The organism is Saccharopolyspora rhizosphaerae (genome assembly GCF_003931915.1).
Lineage (GTDB): Bacteria > Actinomycetota > Actinomycetes > Mycobacteriales > Pseudonocardiaceae > Saccharopolyspora > Saccharopolyspora rhizosphaerae.
Map to the genome: position 1 here is coordinate 163,350 of NZ_RSAA01000004.1, position 14,306 is coordinate 177,655.

The window sequence follows — 14,306 nt, forward strand, 5'->3', positions numbered from 1 at the left end:
GGAGGGCACCAGAGCACACCGGCAGTCAATCACCGGGAAACCACTGCGGGTTACTTCTTGCCCTTGGACTTGTCGTCCTTGGCCTCTTCCGTGGAGAGGGCTGCCACGAAGGCTTCCTGCGGGACCTCGACCCGGCCGATGGTCTTCATCCGCTTCTTGCCTTCTTTCTGCTTCTCCAGCAGCTTGCGCTTCCGGCTGATGTCACCGCCGTAGCACTTGGCGAGCACGTCCTTGCGGATCGCGCGGATCGTCTCGCGGGCGATGATGCGCGAGCCGATGGCCGCCTGGATCGGCACCTCGAACTGCTGGCGCGGGATGAGCTCGCGCAGCTTGGTGGCCATCTTCGTGCCGTAGGCGTAGGCGCCGTCGCGGTGCACGATCGCGCTGAAGGCGTCGACCGGCTCGCCCTGCAGCAGGATGTCGACCTTGACCAGGTTGGAGGTCTGCATCCCGGACTCCTCGTAGTCCATCGAGGCGTAGCCGCGGGTGCGGGACTTGAGCTGGTCGAAGAAGTCGAAGACGATCTCGCCGAGCGGCAGCGTGTAGCGCAGCTCGACGCGGCTCTCCGACAGGTAGTCCATGCCGTCGAGCTGGCCGCGACGGCTCTGGCACAGTTCCATGATCGCGCCGACGAACTCCGACGGGGCGATCACCGTGCACTTGGCGACCGGCTCGGCGACCTGCTTGATCTTGCCTTCGGGCCAGTCGGACGGGTTGGTCACCACCAGCTCGGTGCCGTCCTCCATCTCGACCTCGTAGACCACGTTCGGCGCGGTCGAGATCAGGTTCAGGTTGAACTCGCGCTCCAGCCGCGCCCGGGTGATCTCCAGGTGCAGCAGGCCCAGGAACCCGCAGCGGAAACCGAAGCCCAGGGCACCCGAGGTCTCCGGCTCGTAGGTCAGCGCGGCGTCGTTGAGCTGCAGCTTCTCCAGCGCCTCGCGCAGGATCGGGTAGTCGGAGCCGTCGATCGGGTACAGCCCGGAGTAGACCATCGGCTTGGGCTCGCGGTAGCCGGGCAGCGGCTCCTCGGCGCCCTTGCGGTCGGAGGTGATGGTGTCACCGACCTTGGACTGGCGGACGTCCTTCACGCCGGTGATCAGGTAGCCGACCTCGCCGACGCCCAAGCCCTTCGACGGCTTGGGGTCTGGGGAGATGATGCCGACCTCGAGCAGCTCGTGGGTGGCACCGGTCGACATCATCTTGATCTTCTGGCGCGGGGTGATCTTGCCGTCGACGACGCGGATGTAGGTGACGACGCCGCGGTAGGTGTCGTAGACCGAGTCGAAGATCATCGCGCGCGGTGGGCTGTCGTCCACGCCCTCCGGAGCCGGCACCTGCTTGACGACCTCGTCGAGGACCGCGTCCACGCCCTCGCCGGTCTTGGCCGACACGCGCAGCACGTCCTCGGGCTCGCAGCCGATGATGTGCGCGAGCTCGGAGGCGTACTTGTCCGGCTCGGCGGCGGGCAGGTCGATCTTGTTGAGCACCGGGATGATCTGGAGGTCGTGCTCCATGGCGAGGTAGAGGTTCGCCAGGGTCTGCGCCTCGATGCCCTGCGCGGCGTCGACCAGGAGGATCGCGCCCTCGCACGCGGCCAGCGAGCGGCTGACCTCGTAGGTGAAGTCGACGTGCCCGGGGGTGTCGATCATGTGGAGCACGTGCTCGTCACCGTCGACGACCCACGGCAGGCGCACGTTCTGCGCCTTGATCGTGATGCCGCGCTCGCGCTCGATGTCCATCCGGTCGAGGTACTGAGCCCGGTAGGCGCGTTCCTCCAGCACACCGGTCAGCTGCAGCATGCGGTCGGCCAGCGTCGACTTGCCGTGGTCGATGTGCGCGATGATGCAGAAGTTCCGGATCCGCTCCGGCGGCGTGAACGTGGTGTCGGCGAAACTGCTCACTCAGGTTCCTCGGATGTCGGCGGCGTTCCTACGGCTGTCGGCGTTCGTCGGCAGACGTCGGCCCGGGTCTCCCCGGCGGATGGCGCGCAGGGTCCACCCCATAGTCCCACGCCACGCCCGGTGCCCGACGTCCAACTCCCGGTCACCCGCGAACACCAGGTGGCCGGCTCGAGGCTCCCAGCCCACCCGCGACCGGTCAGCCCTGGACCACGAGCCGAGCCCAGGAGCTGGTCAGGAACGCGGCGGCCACGGCCCGAGCCCCGAGCCGCAGAGGTGCGTTCGACTCGCGCGAAGTTCGACGGGGGTGACTCAGCAGGCGGCACCGGGGTGACCCGCACCGCTGAGCACGGACGATCCCTGAACCAGGACCTAGTCGCCGCGGGTGTCCCTGCGGATCGGGTGGTCGGCGGGGACCTCGACGATCACGACGCGCATGCCGTCGGGGTCGGTGATCCACCCCTCGTGCAGACCCCAGGGCTTCTGCTCGGGCTCGGCGACGATCGTGACGCCCTGGTCGCGGAGCTCGTCGAAGGTGGCGCGGAGGTCTCGGACCTGGAGCCACAGGACCTGGTCCGGGCTCGGGCCCGCGTCACCCTGGCCGGAGACCTCCAGGTACCCCTGGCCCAGGAAGAACACCGTGCCGCCCGGGAACTCGCGGCAGATCGCCAAGCCCAGGACGTCCCGGTAGAACCGGACCGACCGGTCGTGGTCGGCGGGCCGCAGGATCATCCGGCTGTTCAAGACCTCCATGCCCGCCTTTCTACCGGTGCGCCCGCGAGAACACCGAACAGCGGTGCCGCGGGTCGTCACCGCAGGACGGTGATGCTGCGCCTGACCGGGCGTTCGTCGGAGCTGTCGACGAAGAGCCCCGGGTTCTCCGCCCTGATCCGCTCGACGTCGTCGAACACCGCGCGCAGGTGGCCGCGCAGGGCCGCGACGGCTGCCGCGAGGTCACGAGCCGCCAAGCCGTCGACGACCTCGGCGTGCTGGTCGATCAGTACCGAGACCGGGCTGACCGTCCGCAGCCCCAGGCGTCGCGCGCGGTCGAGGTGGGCTTTGGCCTGCTCGACCGTGCGCCAGGCGTTGGCGTGACCACCAGCCGCGAGCAGGCGCTGGTGGAAGGCCTCGTCGAGCCCGAAGAACCGGTCCACGTCCTCGGCGGCGGAGCGCTGCTGGTCCACCAGGTCGCGCAGGGCTTCGACGTCCTGGTCGGTGCGCCGCTCCACCGCGTCGGAGAGCGAGGCGGTCTCGACGGCCTCCCGGACGAACTGGGCGTCGGCGATGCGCTGCGGGTCGACCCTGGCGACGAACGAGCCCAGCTTCGGGAACACCCGGACCAGGTCCTCCTCGGCGAGCAGCAGCAGGCTCTCGCGCACCGGCGTGCGGGAGACCTCGAGCTCTCCGGCCAGCTCGTTCTCCGACAAGGGGTGTCCCGGGGGCAGCTGCAGCGTGATGATGCGCTGCCGGATCTCGCGGTGGACCGCCACCCGCGCCGAGGTCTTGCCCGCTGTGCTCGCCATGGTCACCACCCTATCGACAACCTTGACTTCTAGGATCCCAGCGCTTGTATGGTAGCGCTGCTATTCAAAACGGGAGGTGGGTTGATGCCGACGGACCTCGAGCCGCGGGCCGGCACGACCAGATCGCTGCGCCGCACGGTCGCCGCGTCGGTGATCGGCACGATCGCCGAGTACTACGACTTCTTCATCTACGGCACCGCGTCGGCGCTGGTGTTCAACGAGGTCTTCTTCCCCGAGGTGGACCCGCTCGTCGGCACCCTCGCCGCGTTCTCCACCTACGCGGTCGGCTTCTTCGCCCGCCCGCTCGGCGGTCTGGTGTGGGGCCACCTCGGCGACCGGATCGGCCGCAAGAAGACGCTGGTCTACACGCTGCTGCTCACCGGTCTCGGCACCTTCGTGGTCGGCCTGATGCCCACCTACGAGCAGATCGGCCTGTGGGCGGCGATCATCCTCGTGCTGGTCAGGCTGCTGCAGGGCTTCGGCGTGGGCGGAGAGCAGGGCGGCGCGCTGCTGCTGACCGCCGAAGCCGCGCCGGCGAACAGGCGCGGCTTCTACGCGAGCTTCGTGCAGACGGGGTCGCCCGCGGCCTACCTGATCCCGACCGTGCTGTTCGCGGTGCTCGAGGCGCAGCTGCCCGAGCAGGCGTTCCTGTCCTGGGGCTGGCGGGTGCCGTTCCTGCTCAGCGCCGTGGTCGTGGTCATCGGCCTCTACATCCGGATGCGGGTGCCCGAGTCGGAGACCTTCGAGGCCGTCAAGCAGCAGGAACCGCAGCGGGCGCCGCTCGGGGAGCTGCTGTCGCACCACCGCCGCGAGGTCTTCGGCGGGATGCTCGCCAAGTTCGTCGAAGCCGCCGTGTTCCCGCTCTACACCGTCTTCCTCGTCTCCTACGCCAAGGCGCACGACGTCGACAGCTCGATCGTCCTGGACGCGGTGATCATCGCGATCATCGCCGAGCTGGTCCTGCTCCCGCTGTGGGGCAAGCTCACCGACCGCATCGGCCGCCGCACCACCTTCATCGGAGCCGCCGTGGTCAACCTGGTGCTGCTCGTGCCGGCGTTCCTGGCGGTGGAGAGCGGCGACGTCGTGCTGATCACGCTGCTCATGGTCGCGGGGCTGGCCTTCGGCCACGCCGGGACCTACGCGCCGCAGGCCTCCTACTTCCCGGAGCTGTTCCCCTCCCATGTCCGCTACAGCGGTGTCTCGGTGGTGTGGCAGTTCGGCGCGATGATCGCCAGCGGGCCGTTCACCGTCGTCGCCTCCGCGCTCCTCGTGCTCGCCGACGGCGCCTTCACCTGGGTCGCCGTGTACGTGGCGGCGCTGATCGCGCTGAGCCTGGTCGGCCTGCGGTTCCTGCCTGAGACGGCACCGAACCGCCGCGGCGGCACCGAGTACGCGGACTGGCCGAGCACCACTTCCCACTGACCCTGCCGAGGCTTCGCTCCGCCGCGCCGCCTGGGTCCCCCTCGAACTTCGCGAGAACTTCGAAGGCACCTGCGCGGCTCGGCACGAGCGGTCCCAGTGCTCGTGCGGGTCCACACCGGACGGCCACACCGGACGGTGAGCAGCGCGAGCAGCCCTGTCGAACCCACCACTGGAGAGGACCGAGTTGTCCCAGATCGTCGACGCGAAGGTCATCGTCACCGCCCCCGGCCGCAACTACGTGACGCTCAAGCTCACCACCGCCGACGGTGTGGTGGGCTGGGGCGACGCCACGCTGAACGGGCGCGAGCTGGCGGTGGCGTCCTACCTGCGCGACCACGTCTGCCCGCTGCTGATCGGCCGCGACGCGCAGCGCATCGAGGACACCTGGCAGTACCTGTACAAGGGCGCCTACTGGCGGCGCGGCCCGGTGACCATGACCGCGATCGCGGCAGTCGACGTCGCCCTGTGGGACATCAAGGGCAAGGTCGCCGGGATGCCCGTCCACCAGCTGCTCGGCGGCCCGGCCCGGGACGGCGTGCTGGCCTACTGCCACGCGACCGGCGAAGACGTCCCGGCGCTGCTCGACGACGTCGCCGCGCACCTCGAGCAGGGCTACCTGGCGATCCGCGCGCAGGCGTCGGTGCCCGGGGTCGACAAGGCCTACGGCGTACCGGCCCGGGGCGAGTTCTACGAACCCGCGTCCTCGGCCGTTCCCGAGGAGGGGCGCTGGGACACTGAGTCCTACCTGCGGCACGCACCGGAAGTGATGGGCGCGGTCCGGGAGCGCTTCGGTTTCGACTTCCACCTGCTGCACGACGTGCACCACCGGCTGACGCCGATCGAGGCCGCCCGGCTGGGCAAGGACCTCGAAGAGCACCGGATGTTCTGGATGGAGGACCCCACCCCCGCGGAGGACCAGAGCGCGTTCCGGCTGATCCGGCAGCACACCACGACGCCGGTCGCGGTCGGTGAGGTGTTCAACTCGATCTGGGACTGCCAGCAGCTGATCAGCGAGCGGCTGATCGACTACGTCCGCACCTCGGTGTCCCACGCGGGCGGCATCACGCACCTGCGGCGGATCTTCGCGCTGGCCGAGCTGCACGGCGTGCGCACCGGCTGCCACGGGGCCGGGGACCTCTCACCGGTGTCGCTGTCGGCCGCGCTCCACGTGGACCTGACGGTGCCGAACTTCGGCATCCAGGAGTACATGGGGCACACCGAGCAGACCGCGGAGGTGTTCCACACCGGCTACACCTTCGCCCACGGCTACTTGCACCCGAGCGACGAGCCCGGCCTGGGCGTGCAGGTCGACGAGGAGGCCGCCGCGCGGTTCCCGTACGAGCCGCGGTACCTGCCGGTCAACCGCCGTCGCGACGGCTCGATGCACGACTGGTGAAACGCGGAACGGCCCCTCCCCCGCTGCGGGGAAGGGGCCGTTCCGTCGACTGAGGAAACTCAGACCTTGTTCACACGAACGGCCATGGCCGACTTCTTGTTGGCGGCCTGGTTCTTGTGGATCACGCCCTTGCTGGCGGCCTTGTCCAGCTGACGGGCGGCGATCCGCTGCAGCTCAGCGGCCTTCTCCTTCTCGCCGGCGTCAGCGGCCTGGCGGAACTTGCGGATGGCGGTCTTCAGCTGGGTCTTCACCGCCTTGTTGCGCTGGCGGTTGGCCTCGTTGGTCTTGATCCGCTTCATCTGGGACTTGATGTTGGCCACTGGTGCGCCTTTCCTCGTCAGTCGACTCGCGTGCCGCACTCGATCGGCCCGGCCCGAAGGCCAGTTTCCTCCACGGCGGAATGCCGTACGGCACGGTCGACCATGTTAGCAAGCCTCACCTGCGCGTTCGCCGAGTGGTCCGCGCGCACCGAGGAGGCGCACCACCGCTGAGGGGCGGCTGCGCGTCGACCATGAGGTGAAGCCTCGTGCTCACCGCGTCGAACTGGCCCGGATTCGCCGATCTGACCCTCGCCGGGCTGCTCTTCCTCTGCGCGGCGGCGTTCCTCGCCGGAGCCGTCGACGCGGTCGTCGGCGGGGGTGAGCTCGTCCAGCTGCCCGCGATGCTGGTGCTGCTGCCCGGCGGCGAGGTGGTGCACTCGCTGGCCACCAGCGAGGTCGCCGCGATCGCGGTCACCTCCGCCGCTGCCCGCACCTACGCCACCCGCACGCCGGTGGACTGGCGGGCCGCGCTGCCGATGGCCCTGGTGGCGCTGCTCGGCTCGCTGGACGGAGCGGCGTTGGCCGACGCGCCGCCCTCCTCGGTCCTCAACGTGGTGGTGCTCGTCGCGCTGGTCGTGGTCGACGTCCACACGTGGCGCAGGCCCGACCTCGGTTCGGTGGACGCTCCCCGCTTCGTGCGGCGGGGCCAGCTGGTGCAGATGCTGCTCGGTGGCGCGGTGACCGGGTTCTGGGACGGCGTCGCTGGGCCGGGCACCGGGTCGTTCCTGGTGTTCTAGCTGGTCAGCCTCGCCGGCTTCGCCTTCCTCACCGCCTCGGCGACGGCGAAGGTCGTCAACGTAGCTACCAACCTCGGAGCGCTGGCCTTCTTCGTCCCGGCGGACAAGGTGCTCTGGGACCTCGGGCTGGCGGTGGCGCCAGCAACATCACCGGGAGCGTCCTGGGTGCGGCGCTGGCCGCCGGCCGCGGCTCGGGGTTCGTGCGCCACGTGTTCCTGATGGTCGTGGTCGGACGTGTCTGCAGCCTCGGCTGGGAGATCGCCCTCAGCGGCTGATCACGGCTAAACTCCCTGGACCCATGGGCGCAGCCGCCGTCGTTCTCGTCGTCCTGGCCGCATTCGCGCACGCGGGGTGGAACTTCTTCGCCAAGCGCGCCGGTTCCTCCGGGGCCGGGTTCGTGTGGCTGACGGCGACCTGCTCGGCCGTCCTCTACCTGCCGGTCGCCGCCGGAGCGTTGCTGGTGAGCGGCGCACCACCGCTGAGCACGTGGCTGCTGGGCGTGCTGGTCAGCGCCGTCGTCCACCTCGGCTACTTCCTGCTGCTGCAGCACGGCTACTCCGTCGGCGACATGTCGGTGGTGTACCCGCTGGCGCGGGGGACCGGCCCGATGTTGGCGATGGTGGTGGCGGTGCTGGTGCTGCAGGAGCGGCCGGGCTGGCTCGGGATCTGCGGCGGCCTGCTGGTGGTCGCGGGCGTCCTGGTGATCGGCCTGTCCGACGGGGTGCCGCGGGCCGGGGCGAACCTCGCCGGTGTCGGGTTCGGGCTGCTCACCGGGGCCCTCATCGCGACCTACACGGTGTGGGACGCGCACGCGGTGACCGGGCTGGCGCTGTCGCCGCTGCTGTTCGACTGGGCCAACAACCTCACCCGGAGTGCCCTGCTGACCCCCTACGCGGTCGTGCGGCGCGACGCGCTGGTGCGGATCTGGTCCGAGCACCGGCGGGAGATCCTCGCCGTCGGCCTGCTGTCGCCGTTGGCCTACGTCCTGGTGCTGTTCGCGATGCAACTGGCGCCGGTGAGCCTGGTGGCGCCGGCGCGGGAGCTGAGCATCGTCATCGCGGGACTGCTGGCGTGGCGGCTCCTGGGCGAGGCCCAGGCGGTGCGGCGGCTGACGGGTGCGGTCGTGGTGCTCGCCGGGGTCGTGCTGCTCGGCGTGGCGTGATCAGGAGCGCTGGTTGCGCAACGAGACCAGGCGCAGGACCGCCGTCTCCAAGGCGTAGTCGGCATCGGCGGCCATGCCCTTCACGCCCGCGTTGACCTCGGCGACGACCTGCAGCGCGGTGGCCAGGCTCGTGGGGGTCCAGCCGCGCGACTGGGACTGGGCCTTCTTGACCTTCCACGCGGGCATGCCGAGGTCGCCCGCGAGCCGGTAGGGGTCGTTGCGGCCGCCGGCCGACGCGACGCGACCGATGGTGCGGACCGAGTCGGCCAGCGCGTCGGCGATGAGCACGTGCGGCACGCCGAGCTGGGTCGCCCACCGCAACGCCTCCAGCGCGCCCGCGCGGTCACCGACCACCGCCTTCTCCGCGACGGCGAAGCCGGTCACCTCGGCGCGGCCCCGGTAGTAGCGGCGGACCGCGTCCGCGTCGATCTTGCCGCCGGTGTCGGCCACCAGCTGCGAGGCCGCCGCGGCCAGTTCCCGCAGGTCCGACCCGACCGCCTCGATCAGCGCGCTGACCCCGCCGGCGTCGGACTTGCCCCCGGCCCGGCGGATCTCGTCGCGCACGAACGCTTCTCGTTCGGCGGGCTTGGTGATCTTCTTGCACTCGGTGACGCGCGCACCGATCTTCTTCAGCGCGTTGGGCAGTTCTTTGGCGTGCTTGGCGCGCCCACCGCCGGTGTGCAACACGATCAAGGTCACACCCTCGGCCGGTTGCCGGGCGTGGGTGAGCAACGCCTCAGCGATCTCCTTGCCCGCGTCTTGCGCCGACTCGATCGCCAGCACCCGTGCCTCTGCGAACAGGGAGGGACTCAGCATTTCAGCGAGCTCCGGAGGGGTGAGGTCACTCACCTTCACACGGCTGAAGTCCGCCTCCGGATCGGCGGCTCGAGCCGCTCCCACGGCGGCCCACATCGCGCGCTCGACCAGCAGCTCTTCGTCTCCGAGCACCAAGTGCAGCGGGTCCGCGACGACGGTCGGTGAGCTCATGCAGGAATGTTCCCATGGGGCCGTGACAGTCTCGCCATCTGGATGCGCACTGGCCAGGAAGACATTCGTTCAACTAACGTTGCTGGCACAACTGAAAAGCTCATCCAGAGGGGCAGAGGGAACGGCCCGTTGAAGCCCCGGCAACCGTTCGTCTGATGCATCGTGCGAATTCCGGCGCGAGGTCACAGACGAGACAGGTGCCAATTCCGACCCGCCCGCGGGACAGATGAGGAGAGGACCTCGCGCGATGACCGCTGCTGCCCAAGCCACCACGACCTCCGGCAAGAAGTTCGACCTCGGCAACGCCGTCGAACTGGTGTCCAAGGAAGAGGGACACCGGCAGCCGCTGGCCCCTGAATTCGTCTCCCTCGAAGACTTCTCACCGCTCGAAGTCGCCTACGACTTCGGCAAGATCCGCCGCGAGGACATCGAGGCCGGTCCGCGCTCGATCTGGCGCTACAAGCAGCTGCTGCCGGTGCCGAGCAACGTGGACCAGATCCCCAACACCGAGCCCGGCTGTACCCGCTTGATCCAGGCGGACAACCTCGCCAAGGCGCTTGGTGTGAAGAAGATCTGGATCAAGGACGACACCGGCAACCCCACGCACTCCTTCAAGGACCGCGTCGTCGCCGTCGCGCTGGCCGCCGCCCGCGAGTTCGGATTCAAGGTCCTGGCCTGCCCGTCGACCGGCAACCTCGCCAACGCCGTGGCCGCCGCCGCTGCCCGCGCCGGCTGGGACTCGGTCGTGCTCGTGCCCAAGACCCTCGAGCGCGCCAAGATCTTGATGAGCGCGGTTTACGACGGTTCGCTGCTGGCCGTCGACGGCAACTACGACGACGTCAACCGCCTGGCGACCGAGCTCGCCGCTGAGCACGAGGACTGGGCGTTCGTCAACGTCAACGTCCGGCCCTACTACTCCGAGGGCTCCAAGACCCTGGCCTTCGAGGTCGCCGAGCAGCTGGGCTGGCGCATCCCCGAGCAGATCGTCGTGCCGATCGCCTCCGGCTCGCAGCTGACCAAGGTCCACAAGGGCTTCAACGAGCTCAGCCAGGTCGGCCTGGTCGACCAAAGCCCGGTGAAGATCTTCGGTGCGCAGGCCTCCGGCTGCTCCCCGGTCTCCACCGCCTTCCGCGAGGGCCACGACGTGGTGCAGCCGGTCAAGCCGGACACCATCGCCCGCTCGCTGGCCATCGGTGCCCCCGCCGACGGTCCGTACGTGCTCGACATCGTCCGCAAGACCGGCGGTGCCATCGAGGACGTCACCGACGACGAGGTCCGCGCGGGCATCCGCTTGCTGGCCCGCACCGAGGGCATCTTCGCCGAGACCGCCGGTGGTGTGACCGTGGCGACCGCCAAGAAGCTCATCGAGGCGGGCAAGATCGACCCGGACGCCGAGACCGTGCTGCTGATCACCGGTGACGGCCTCAAGACCCTGGACGCCGTCGAGGGCGAGCTCGGTCCGAAGGCCACCGTCGCCCCGTCCACCGAGTCGGTGGACCAGGCGCTGGGTCTCTGAGCCGCTTCGGCACCTCCCTTCTTCCGGGCGGGTGGCGGTCTGCGAAGACCGCCACCCGCCCTCTTCTTCCGCCGACTCCCGCCGGTCAGTCATCGGTGGCGCGCAGGGGATCTCCGCGCGAGGCGGATCGCGGCCCCTGCGGTCCCGGTAGGACGGCGATGTCCCCTTCCTGGTCAGTGCGCAGCACGCGAGCGCCCGCGCGGGTGAGCGCCTCGACCACGAACCGGTTCGGGTGCCCGTAGTCGTTTCCCGCGCCGACGCTGATCAGCGCGAGCCTCGGTCGCACCGCGCCGAGGAAGTCCGGTGTGGTGTAGCGGGAACCGTGGTGCGGGACCTTGAGCACGTCGGCCCGCAGGTCCACGCCGGAGGAGACCAACCGCCCTTGCCCGGCCAGCTCGACATCGCCGGTGAGCAGGACCCGGCCCGCCGGCGTGGACGCGCGGATCACCAGCGAGGCGTCGTTGGCGTCGTCGGCGTCCTGCGTGCGGGTCACGCGCGGGTCCGGCGCCAGCACGTCGAGCACCAGTCCCGGCCACGCCAGCCGTTGACCGGACCCCAGCGCGATGACCGGCGTGCGACGCGCGCGGGTGTCGCGGCTGAGGTCGTCGTAGGCCCACCTCGGTTCCCGCAGCGGCCCGATGCCCACCGCACCCACCGGGATCTCGCCGAGCACGGTGCGCAGACCGCTGACGTGGTCGGCGTGCAGGTGCGTCAGCACCACCAGCGGGACGCGGTGGATCCCCAAGCGCCGCAGGCAGTTCGCTGCCCGCCGCGGATCCGGTCCGGTGTCGACCACCACGGCCTCCCCCGGCGTCCCGGTGGCCAGCACGAGACCGTCGCCCTGCCCGACGTCACAAGCCACCACGCTCCACCCCTGCACCGGCCAGCCGGGCAGCATCGTGCGCACCGGCAGCACGATCAGCGCGCTGATCAGCACCGCCACCACGGCCAGCAGCCGAATCCTCCTCCCCCGCAACGCGATCAGCCCCACCAGCACCAGCACGGCCAGCAGCAGACCGCCGCCGGTACCGGTCGGCCAGTCGACGACCGCGCCCGGTACCGCCGAAGCGCGGTCGGCGACCAGCAGCACCCACTCCAGTTCCGGCCCGGCCAGCGTGACGAGCAGACCCGCCACCCAGCTCGAGACCGGCCCGGTGACGGTGGCCAGGACGCCGAACACCGTCGCGGGCGCGATCACCGGCGCAGCCAGCATGTTCGCCGGGATCGCCACCAGGCTCACCCCACCGGAGATCGCGGCGATCAGGGGCGCGGTGACCACGTGCGCGGCCACCGGGACCGCGATCGCCTCGGCCAGCCCGAGCGGGACACCGCGCGTGCGCAACGCCGCCGCCCACGCGGGTGCCAGCAGGACCAGACCCGCCGTCGCGGCGACCGACAGGGCGAACCCCGCACTGGTGGCCAGTTCCGGCAGCAGGAGCAGCAGCACGATCACGCTCGCCGCCAACGCGGGCAGCGCCGACCGGCGACGCCCGAGCACCAACGCGAGCAGCGTGATCGCGCCCATGGCCGCAGCGCGCAGCACGCTCGGCTCGGGACCTGCCAGCCCGACGAAGCCGACGAGCGCCACCGCCGCCCCGGACGCGCAGACCACGGGTCCCAGTCCCAGCAGGTGCAGCAGCACCAGGACCGCACCGCACACGATCGCCAGGTTGGCTCCCGAGACGGCCGTGAGGTGCGTGAGCCCCGCCGCGTCGAACTCCTGCTCCACCTCCGGTGGCAAGCCGGTCGTGTCACCGACCACCAACCCGGGCAGCAGTCCCGCAGCCTCGGGCCCGAGCCGCTGCGCGGCGACCGCGCGCAGCCCGGACCGCATGTCGGTCGCCAGGCGCTGCCACTCCGGTGGCGGGGCGACCTCGCTGGGCGCTCGGTAGACCGGGACCACCGCCACGACCAGCCGACCGTCGCGCGGGGGCGCGGCCTCTCCTCGGACCGTGACTCGTTGCCCGGCGGTCAACCGGCCCCACGACTCGGTGGGCACGAGCAGCACCACCGACCCGCCAGACCGGTACTGCCGGCCACCGACCTCGGTGGTCACCACCTCGGCACGAGCGAGAGAGCGGTCCTGCGCCCGCCTGCCACCGAAAGCCGCACCGCGCAGCGGGGTCGGCGCCGCGGTGAGTTCGACCCGCACCGTCACCGGCTCTCCTGCGTCTGCCGCGTGCCGGAGCGGGTGCGCCTCGACGTCGTGGACCCGGAAGGCGATGCCGGTGGCCGTGACTCCCGCGAGGAGCAGGACCACGAGCACCGCCCGGGCCCCCGGCCCGCGCCGGGAGAGCGGCCGGACCAGCGGAACCGCGCCGACCACACCCAGCGCCGCGACCACCGCGGGCACCGAGCCCACGTGCAGCCCCAGCAACGTGACCAGCCAGACCGCCGCGGCCGCCGGAACCAGCCGCAGGTCCGGCCGCCGGATCACACCCGCACCAGGTCGCGCAGCTTGGACAGCCGGGCGTCACCGATCCCGCCGACCTCGCGGAGCTGGTCCACCGAGTCGAAGCGGCCGTGTTCGGTGCGCCACTGCAGGATTCGCTCGGCGGTGACCTCGCCGACTCCCGGTAGTCCATCGAGCTGCTCCTTCGTCGCCGCGTTGAGGTCGAGCTTGCCGTCACCGCCACCCGAACCGGACTGCCCGGTCTGGGCGCCCGGTGGCACCGGGATGGCGACGTAGAGCTGCTCGCCGTCGGCGAGACGGCGGGCGAGGTTGAGGCTGGTCAAGTCGGTGTCGGGCAGTGGCCCACCGGCCGCCGTCACGGCATCGGCGATCCGGGATCCGGCGGGGACGGTGACCAGGCCGGGGTTCGTCACCCGGCCGACGACGCTGACCACCAGCTCGGCGGGAGCGGTGGTGCTGGTCATCACGGGCGGCGGCGCGGGCGGCAGGGGTGGCGGTGCGGACTCGGCCGTCGGACGTCCGCTCCAGGTGAGGACCAGCACGCCGAGCAGCACGACCACGACCAGCCCGATCGCGAGCACCCCTGCCCTGCCGGGGTCCACTCTGGACCGCAGCAGGGACTCGGGCAGCCACCTCTCGGCGAACCGGGACAGCGGCGAACTTCGGCCGCTGTCCGGCGGTTTCACCGAGTAGTTGCGCTCGAGGCGTTGCGTCGGCTCGTCGTGCTCGGCCTCGCGGCGCAGGGTCTGCAACCGGGACCGGGTGTCGAGCTGCTCGTAGGAGTCGTCGTCGGTGGCGCGGAAGAGCGTGGAGTCGAACATGCCGACGACGATAGCGCGGGCGAAAGACGTTGTGCACGAACATTTTCCGTGCATCTGACTACTGTGGACGGGAAGGCGTCGGGATTCAGCTCGATGGTGTGGAATCCGCGA

Annotated in this window: 12 protein-coding genes and 1 riboswitch; of the genes, 5 read left to right on the forward strand and 7 right to left on the reverse strand. The window is 70.7% G+C overall.

Features of this window, described 5'->3' with window-relative positions; genetic code table 11:
• Window positions 1–50: 50 nt before the first annotated feature.
• The 3 genes from lepA to EIL87_RS04205 all read right to left on the reverse strand — a co-directional run bounded on the left by lepA (window position 51) and on the right by EIL87_RS04205 (window position 3,421).
• The gene (gene lepA / locus EIL87_RS04195) at window positions 51–1,901 is read right to left on the reverse strand and encodes a translation elongation factor 4 (protein ID WP_125088812.1); all 1,851 of its coding nucleotides are present in this window, start codon (window positions 1,899–1,901) and stop codon (window positions 51–53) included.
• Window positions 1,902–2,270: 369 nt separating this feature from the next.
• Complete coding sequence (locus tag EIL87_RS04200; RefSeq protein WP_125088813.1) at window positions 2,271–2,651, reverse strand: VOC family protein; 381 nt, start codon at window positions 2,649–2,651, stop codon at window positions 2,271–2,273.
• A 56-nt stretch (window positions 2,652–2,707) separates the two neighbouring features.
• Window positions 2,708–3,421, reverse strand: a complete 714-nt coding sequence (locus tag EIL87_RS04205) for a GntR family transcriptional regulator (protein WP_125088814.1) — start codon at window positions 3,419–3,421, stop codon at window positions 2,708–2,710.
• Window positions 3,422–3,505: 84 nt separating this feature from the next.
• On the opposite strand from EIL87_RS04205, the gene EIL87_RS04210 reads away from it, so the two are divergent.
• Window positions 3,506–4,843, forward strand: coding sequence for an MFS transporter (locus EIL87_RS04210; protein WP_125088815.1), 1,338 nt, complete (start codon window positions 3,506–3,508; stop codon window positions 4,841–4,843).
• Between the two features lie 184 nt (window positions 4,844–5,027).
• A complete protein-coding gene (gene manD / locus EIL87_RS04215; RefSeq protein WP_125088816.1) occupies window positions 5,028–6,239 on the forward strand; it encodes a D-mannonate dehydratase ManD in 1,212 nt (403 codons plus the stop codon).
• Between the two features lie 59 nt (window positions 6,240–6,298).
• Here manD and rpsT read toward each other — a convergent pair whose 3' ends face one another.
• Complete coding sequence (gene rpsT, locus EIL87_RS04220) at window positions 6,299–6,559, reverse strand: 30S ribosomal protein S20 (protein WP_125088817.1); 261 nt, start codon at window positions 6,557–6,559, stop codon at window positions 6,299–6,301.
• 206 nt (window positions 6,560–6,765) lie between these two features.
• On the opposite strand from rpsT, the gene EIL87_RS04225 reads away from it, so the two are divergent.
• The gene (locus EIL87_RS04225) at window positions 6,766–7,296 is read left to right on the forward strand and encodes a sulfite exporter TauE/SafE family protein (protein ID WP_233576010.1); all 531 of its coding nucleotides are present in this window, start codon (window positions 6,766–6,768) and stop codon (window positions 7,294–7,296) included.
• A gap of 298 nt (window positions 7,297–7,594) precedes the next feature.
• A complete protein-coding gene (locus tag EIL87_RS04230) occupies window positions 7,595–8,458 on the forward strand; it encodes an EamA family transporter (RefSeq protein WP_125088818.1) in 864 nt (287 codons plus the stop codon).
• Here EIL87_RS04230 and holA read toward each other — a convergent pair whose 3' ends face one another.
• Window positions 8,459–9,445 carry a DNA polymerase III subunit delta gene (gene holA, locus EIL87_RS04235; RefSeq protein ID WP_125088819.1) on the reverse strand — a complete coding sequence of 329 codons (987 nt, stop codon included), beginning with the start codon at window positions 9,443–9,445 and terminating at the stop codon, window positions 8,459–8,461. It abuts the gene before it with no gap.
• A 97-nt stretch (window positions 9,446–9,542) separates the two neighbouring features.
• A riboswitch (SAM riboswitch) is annotated at window positions 9,543–9,678 on the forward strand.
• Between the two features lie 14 nt (window positions 9,679–9,692).
• Here holA and thrC point away from each other — a divergent pair.
• Window positions 9,693–10,961 carry a threonine synthase gene (gene thrC, locus EIL87_RS04240; protein ID WP_125088820.1) on the forward strand — a complete coding sequence of 423 codons (1,269 nt, stop codon included), beginning with the start codon at window positions 9,693–9,695 and terminating at the stop codon, window positions 10,959–10,961.
• An 85-nt stretch (window positions 10,962–11,046) separates the two neighbouring features.
• Here the strand turns inward: thrC and EIL87_RS04245 are convergent, their stop codons facing one another.
• Entirely contained in the window at window positions 11,047–13,398 is a 2,352-nt protein-coding gene (locus EIL87_RS04245; RefSeq protein WP_125088821.1) for a DNA internalization-related competence protein ComEC/Rec2, read from the reverse strand.
• On the reverse strand, window positions 13,395–14,195 hold the full coding sequence (locus EIL87_RS04250; RefSeq protein WP_125088822.1) for a ComEA family DNA-binding protein: 801 nt from the start codon (window positions 14,193–14,195) through the stop codon (window positions 13,395–13,397). Before EIL87_RS04250 ends, EIL87_RS04245 begins: the two co-directional genes overlap by 4 nt.
• Window positions 14,196–14,306 lie beyond the last annotated feature (111 nt).